This is a genomic window from Pseudomonas sp. DrBHI1 (assembly GCF_002205115.1).
Taxonomy (GTDB): domain Bacteria; phylum Pseudomonadota; class Gammaproteobacteria; order Pseudomonadales; family Pseudomonadaceae; genus Aquipseudomonas; species Aquipseudomonas mosselii.
Window position 1 is genome coordinate 1 of the sequence record NZ_NIBE01000131.1, and the last position, 6,767, is coordinate 6,767.

Consider the following 6,767-nt stretch of genomic DNA (forward strand, 5'->3'; position numbering starts at 1 on the left):
ACCGCGCCCCCACATCACCTCGCACTTCCCTTGGCCCTGGCAAGCCTTCACGCCTCAGTTCGAAGGCCTGACCCACTACTTCCGCAGTTCACCACGCGTCATCAAGTGCGGTCTGCTGCTGATCTCTCCTGCCTTCCTGATCATCGGAACAGGCCACTGGATGAGCCTCCTGCTGTGCTGGAAGCCTCGATGGCCCAAGATTATCCGTGAAGCCGGCCTGCCGGGAAAACCCGTCCCGGCACTAACCACAGTTGACGATTACCCCCCCCATATCCAGGAAAGGCTGCGGGAAAATGCCTACCTCTGGGCCATACGCCCTGGCAAACGGCCGGAGAGGAAAACCCGTGCCTCTAAACGTCGGCCCAAGAGCCAAAGTCAAACTCCCGATATCGAGAAGGATACGCCCCATGGGGTCGACAGTATCGGTCAGCCGTAGAGCCAGACTGATCTCGTTCGGCATGGAGGGCGTGGCAGCCAGAACACGGCTATTCACCTGATAGTTGCAAGGTACAGCCCTACCTACCATCAATCACAGAAAAGTAAACACCTCCGCCGCCGCCAACCGCGACTTGCTCAGCCCGGCATTGAAATCCTCCTCGCTGCGATAGCCCAGGCTCAGCAGCACCACGCTGGTGAAGCCCTGCTCGCGCAGGCCCAGTTCGGCGTCCAGGGCCTTGGCGTCGAAGCCTTCGATCGGCGTGGCGTCCAGGCCGTGGGCGGCTGCGCCCAGCAGTGCGGTGCCCAGGGCCAGGTAGACCTGCTTCTCCATCCAGTGCTGCAGGTCCTTGAAATCATAGCGGTGCAGGTCGACGTAGCCGCGACGGGTCTGGTCCTGGCCATCACGGGCCTGCTCGGTGCGGAAGCGCCCGTCGGCGGCCTCCTGCGCCAGCACCGCCTGCAGGTGGCCTTCGGTCATGTTGGTGCGGGCGGCGAACACGATCACATGGGAGGCATCGCGCAGCTTCGGGCTGTTGTAGGCGAAACGCTCGTCGGTGGCCTTGGCCAGGCGCGCCTTGCCTTCGGCGCTGTCGGCCACGACGAAGTGCCAAGGCTGCGAGTTGACCGAGGACGGGCTGTGGCGCAGCTGCTCGAGCAAGGCATCGATGGTGGCCTGGGGAATCTTGCGGCTGGCGTCGTAGGCTTTGGTGGTGTAACGGCGTTTGGCGAGGGCAACGGTATCCATCTACGGCAATTCCTAAAAGGGATCGTGAATGAGCCGCATCTTATCTTCCCGGCGGTAAAGAAAAACCAGCACAATGCAGCAACACTTTCATCCCTGGAGTGAAAATGCTGCGCATCAACGACCTCGAACTGTTCGCCCGTGCCAGCGCCCTGGGCAGCTTCACCGCCGCGGCCCACGAGGCCGACCTGCTGCCCGGCCAGGTGGCGGCGGCGATCAAGCGCCTGGAACGCGAACTGGATGTGCGCCTGTTCGCCCGCACCACTCGCAGCCTGCGCCTGACCGCCGAGGGCGAGCTGTACCTGCCCACCGCCCAGCGCGTGCTCGACGCCCTGCGCCAGGGTCGCGAGGACCTGCACGGCAGCCACAGCTGCCTGCGCGGCGTGCTGCAGGTGGCGGCGCCCTCGGACATGGGGCGCAACCTGTTGCGGCCCTGGCTCAGCGCGTTTCGCCGCGAGCATCCGGGGCTCGGACTGCGCTTGTTCCTCTCCGACCAGCTGGCCGACCTCTACCGCGATCCGGTGGATGTCGCCATCCGCTACGGCCAGAACGAGGACGCCAACTACATCGCCCTGCCGCTGGCGCCGTGGAACCGTCGGGTGCTGGTGGCCTCGCCCGACTACCTGGCCCGCCATGGCCGGCCGGGCAGCCCTGACGAGCTGCAGCAGCACGACTGCCTGCTGTACCTGCAGCAAAGCCGGGTCTACGACAAATGGCGGCTCGGCAACCGCACCGTGCAGGTGCGCGGGCCGCTGTTCAGCGACGACGCCGATGTGGTCCGGCGCTGGGCGCTGGAAGGCGAAGGCATCGTCTACAAGTCGTGGCTGGATGTCAGCGCCAATGTCGCCGCCGGCGAGCTGGAGGTCCTGCTGCCCGAACACCCCGGCGAGCTGACCCCGGTGACCCTGGTGTGCCCGCACCGCAAGCAGCTCACCCCGGCGGTGGCCCAGTTGCACCAATGGCTGCGCGAGCGCTTCGCCACGCTGCGCCCGGACGGCATGTTGCAGCCGCTGTCACCGGGCGTATAGTGCATCCACCCCCGACTGCAAGGAGCTGTCATTCATGCCGAGCCTGGAATTTCTCGTTACCGCGCTGATCATCGTGCTGATTCCCGGCAGCGGGGTCATTCTCACCGTTTCCAGCGCCTTGGTGGCCGGGCGCCGCGCCTGCCTGTGGACCGCCACCGGCTGCACCCTGGGTATCGTCCCGCACCTGCTGGCCTCGGTGCTCGGCCTCTCGGCCTTGCTGCACACCAGCGCCCTGGCCTTCCAGGGCTTGAAGTTCGCCGGCGTCGCCTACCTGCTGTACCTGGCCTATGCCACCTGGCGCGATCGCGCGGCCTTCGCCGTGGACACCCAGGCCACTCCAACCGCCGCCGGCCAGCTGGTGCTCAAGGCCTGCCTGCTGAACATCCTCAACCCCAAGCTGACGCTGTTCTTCCTCGCCTTCCTGCCGCAGTTCATCAGCCCCCAGGCCGGTTCCGCGACCGTGCAGATGCTCGGCCTGAGCGCGGTGTTCATGGCCATGACCTTCGTCGTCTTCGTGATCTACGGCCTGCTCGCCCATCTGTTCCGCCGCACCGTGATCGACTCGCCCCAGGTACAGGCCTGGCTGCGCCGCAGCTTCGCCGCCTCGTTCGCCGGGCTTGGCATCAACCTGGCGTTCGCCCAGCGCTGACAGCTGTACAGCAGCGTTTCAGCGCACGGTGGCCGCGCGCAGACGTACCCCAAGCCGCGGCCCGAACACATTGATCAGCAGCCCGAGCATCACCAGCAGCGCGCCCCAGCCCTGGGCCTCGCTCAGGCGCTCGCCCAGCAGCAGGGCCGAGGAGCTCAGGCCGACCACCGGTACCAGCAGCGAGAATGGCGCCACCTTGCCCGCCGGGTGGCGCGACAACAGAGTGCTCCACAGGCTGTAGCCGACCATGGTGGCGACGAAGGCCAGGTAGGCCAGGGCCAGCACCGAGCTTAGGCCGATGTTGGCCAGGGCATGGCCTATGCGCACGGGGCCTTCCAGCCACCAGGACAGTGCCAGGAACGGCAGCGGCGGGATCAACCCGCCCCAGATCACCAGGGCGACCAGGTCGACCTTGCCGAAGCGCCGGGTGATGATGTTGCCCATGCCCCACATGGCGCCGCCGCACAGGGTCAGCAGCAGTGCCAGCAACGGCACGTGGCCACTGTCCTCGCTGCCGATCACCGCCAGGCCGCCGGCGGCCACCAGCAGGCCCAGCACGCTGGCCAGGCGCAGCCGCTCGCCGAGGAACAGCGCGGCAAAGCCCAGGGTGAAGAACGCCTGGGACTGCAGCACCAGCGAGGCCAGCCCCGGCGGCATGCCACTGGCCATGGCCTGGAACAGGAAGGCGAACTGGCCCAGGGAGATGGTCGCGCCGTAGGCGATCAGCCAACGCCAGGGCAAGTTCGGACGCTTGATCAGGAACACCGCCGGAAAGGCCACCAGCAGAAAGCGCAATGCCCCGAGCAGCATCGGCGGCAGGCCGTCGAGGCCCACCTTGATGACCACGAAATTGACGCCCCAGGCGATGATCACCACCAGGGCGATCAGCAGGTCCTTGAGTGGCATGGCACGCATTCCTTCTTCAGGCTTGTTATAGACATATTTGGTTACAGCATAAGGGCATCGCGCTGCCTCGGACCAGCACAGTTGCGCGCCAGCCTTGCGCAACAGTCGGCTGTGATGGCCTCGCGACACCGACAAAAACCTGCGCAAGCTTCACTTGACCAGACTTGTATATACATGCTCATATCGGGCTTCGGCCATCCGCCCTGCGTCCCGCCGATAGCCGCCGCCTTTCACAAAAACAACGAAGCGGAGCCCTCCCCGATGTCCAGCAAACCCGTGATCGAGCGCCGCTCGATCGACTACATCCCCGAGTCTGAACGCCATGGACGCGTCTACAGCCAATTCACCCTGTGGCTGGGAGCCAACCTGCAGATTACCGCGATCGTCACCGGCGCCTTGGCCGTGGTGCTGGGCGGCGATGTGTTCTGGTCGTTGATCGGCCTGCTGCTCGGGCAACTGGTCGGTGGCGCGGTGATGGCCCTGCACGCCGCCCAGGGCCCGCGCCTGGGGCTACCGCAGATGATCTCCAGCCGCGTACAGTTCGGCGTGTACGGCGCGGCCATCCCCATGGCCCTGGTGTGCCTGATGTACCTGGGCTTCACCGCCACCGGCGCGGTGCTGTCCGGCCAGGCCATCGGCCAGTTGCTGAGCATCAGCGACAGCGCCGGTATTCTCATCTTCGCCGGGGTGATCGTGCTGGCGACCCTGGCCGGCTACCGGGTGATCCACTGGATCGGGCGCGTGGCCAGCGTGCTGGGGATCATCGCCTTCGTCTACCTGTTCAGCCGCATCCTGATGCTCGCCGACATCGGCCAGTTGCTCGACAACCGCCACTTCAGCTGGGCCAGCTTCCTGCTGGCGGTGTCGCTGGCGGCGTCCTGGCAGATCGCCTTCGGCCCGTACGTGGCCGACTACTCGCGCTACCTGCCCAGCCATACCTCGCCGCTCAAGACCTTCCTCGCCGCCGGCCTGGGCTCGGTGATCGGCGCCCAGGCCTCGATGATCCTCGGCGTGTTCGCCGCGGCCATCGCCGGTGGCCAGTTCTCCGGGCGCGAAGTGGCCTACATCGTCGGCCTGGGCGGCGCCGGCACCACGGCGGCGCTGCTGTACTTCAGCATTGCCTTTGGCAAGGTGACCATCTCCACCCTCAACAGCTACGGCAGCTTCATGTGCATCGCCACGATCATCAGCGGTTTCCGGGGTCACCTGCAGATCAGTCGGGTCCAGCGCCTGGTGTTCGTGCTTGGTATCGTCGGCGCTGCGACCCTGGTCGCCCTGCTCGGCCAGCATTCGTTCCTCACTGCGTTCAAGTCGTTCATCCTGTTCCTGCTGACCTTCTTCGTGCCATGGAGCGCGGTGAACCTGGTGGACTACTACTTCATCACCAAGGAACGCTACGACATCCCGGCACTGGCCGACCCTGACGGCCGCTACGGGCGCTGGAACTGGCCGGGCATCGGCGTGTACACCTTCGGCGTGCTGGTGCAGATGCCGTTCATCGATACCAAGCTGTACACCGGGCCCATGGTCGCGCACCTGGGTGGCGTGGATGTGTCGTGGCTGATCGGCCTGGTGGTGCCGAGCGTGCTGTATTACTGCGTGGCCCGCCGCCGGGCGGCCGAGGCGCCGGCCGGGATCATCGTGCCTGAGGCGCGCTGAGCCGGGTTGCAAAAAGCTGGCAGCGCTCGCCGGGGCGCTGTCATTTTTTGGTCAAGCAACTGTCGTAATCTGCAGTGCAACTCTGTGCCACAGGTCTCCGGCATGCCCCGCCTGCTACTCCTTCTGCTATGCCTGCTCCCGGGCCTGGCTAGCGCCGGGCCCGCGCAACTGCGTATCCAGGGCTCCAACACCATCGGCGCGGCCCTTGGCCCGGCCTTGGTGCAGGGGCTGCTACAGGCGCAGGGCGCAAGTGCCATCGCGCGTTGGCCCGGTGCCACGGCCAACGAAACCGAGATCCACGCCGTTGATGCGAACGGCCAGCCCGTGCGCATCAAAATCGCCGCCCACGGCACCAGCACCGGATTTGCCGCGCTGGCCCGGGGTGAGGCTGACTTGGCCGCGGCCTCGCGACCGATCAGCGACAGCGAGGCGCAACAGTTACAGGCCTTGGGCAACCTGCGCGGCGCCGGCTCGGAACAGGTGATCGGCCTGGATGGCGTGGCGGTGATCGTTCACCCGGACAACCCGCTCAGCCAACTGACCACCGAGCAACTGGCCCAGGTGTTTTCCGGCCAGTTGCAGCGCTGGGAGCAACTGGGCGTGCCTGGCGGAGCGATCCACCTGTATGCCCGCGATGACCGCTCCGGCACCTTCGAAACGTTCAAGGCCTTGGTACTCGCGCCTCAGAAAGCGACACTGGCCAGCGAGGCACGGCGCTTCGAGTCCGCCGACGAACTGGCGGCCCAAGTCACGGCCGACCGCCAGGCCATCGGCTTCAGCGGCCTGGCCACGGTCCACAGGGCCAAGGCGCTGGCAGTGGCCGAAGGCGACGCACCGGCATTGGCGCCCAGCCGTGCCTTGGTGGCCAGCGAGGACTACCCATTGTCGCGTCGACTGTTCTTCTACCTCCCCGCTCACTCCGCGCCGCAAGCCAGGGCACTCGCCGAGTTCGCCCAGAGCCCCGCCGGCCAGGCCATCGTCGCCGAGCAGGGCTTCGTTTCCCAGCAGATCAAGCCACAGCAGGTCGCGGCCCAGACCGACATGCCGCCGCGTTACCGGGCGTTGGCCGGCGAGGCGCAGCGCCTGAGCGTGAACTTCCGCTTCCAGGAGGGCAGCGCCGGCCTGGACAACAAGGCCTTGCGCGATGTGCAGCGGGTCGGCGATTACCTGCGCCAGGCCGGCAAGTTGCAGGGCAAGGTGGTGCTGGTGGGTTTCGGCGACCCCAAGGAGACGCCGGGCCGCGCCGCGCTGCTGTCACGCCTGCGGGCCATGGCGGTACGCCGGGAGCTGGCCCGGACCGGAGTGCAGGTCAGGGACGTGGCGGGCATGGGCGACGAACTGCCGG

6 protein-coding genes and 1 pseudogene are annotated in these 6,767 nt (G+C 66.7%); 5 read left to right on the top strand and 2 right to left on the bottom strand.

All coding sequences use genetic code 11. The features are described from left to right. A pseudogene (locus CC207_RS27275) lies at nt 1–436 on the top strand (hypothetical protein); the annotation flags it as partial. A gap of 93 nt (nt 437–529) precedes the next feature. Here the strand turns inward: CC207_RS27275 and CC207_RS24245 are convergent. Next, entirely contained in the window at nt 530–1,183 is a 654-nt protein-coding gene (locus CC207_RS24245; RefSeq protein ID WP_028691787.1) for an oxygen-insensitive NAD(P)H-dependent nitroreductase NfsB, read from the bottom strand. 104 nt (nt 1,184–1,287) lie between these two features. On the opposite strand from CC207_RS24245, the gene CC207_RS24250 reads away from it, so the two are divergent. Then, a complete protein-coding gene (locus CC207_RS24250) occupies nt 1,288–2,208 on the top strand; it encodes a LysR family transcriptional regulator (RefSeq protein ID WP_088852897.1) in 921 nt (306 codons plus the stop codon). A 34-nt stretch (nt 2,209–2,242) separates the two neighbouring features. Beyond that, nucleotides 2,243–2,857: a LysE family translocator gene (locus CC207_RS24255; RefSeq protein WP_088852898.1), complete on the top strand. Its 615-nt coding sequence runs from the start codon at nt 2,243–2,245 to the stop codon at nt 2,855–2,857. Nucleotides 2,858–2,875: 18 nt separating this feature from the next. On the opposite strand, the gene CC207_RS24260 is transcribed toward CC207_RS24255, so the two are convergent. Then, nucleotides 2,876–3,763, bottom strand: a complete 888-nt coding sequence (locus CC207_RS24260) for an EamA family transporter (RefSeq protein ID WP_028691789.1) — start codon at nt 3,761–3,763, stop codon at nt 2,876–2,878. Between the two features lie 261 nt (nt 3,764–4,024). Between CC207_RS24260 and CC207_RS24265 the strand changes: the two genes are divergently transcribed. Continuing rightward, complete coding sequence (locus CC207_RS24265) at nt 4,025–5,422, top strand: cytosine permease (protein WP_028691790.1); 1,398 nt, start codon at nt 4,025–4,027, stop codon at nt 5,420–5,422. Nucleotides 5,423–5,524: 102 nt separating this feature from the next. After that, nucleotides 5,525–6,767 (top strand): substrate-binding domain-containing protein (locus tag CC207_RS24270; RefSeq protein ID WP_088852906.1); only part of this gene is annotated, 1,243 nt, incomplete at its 3' end.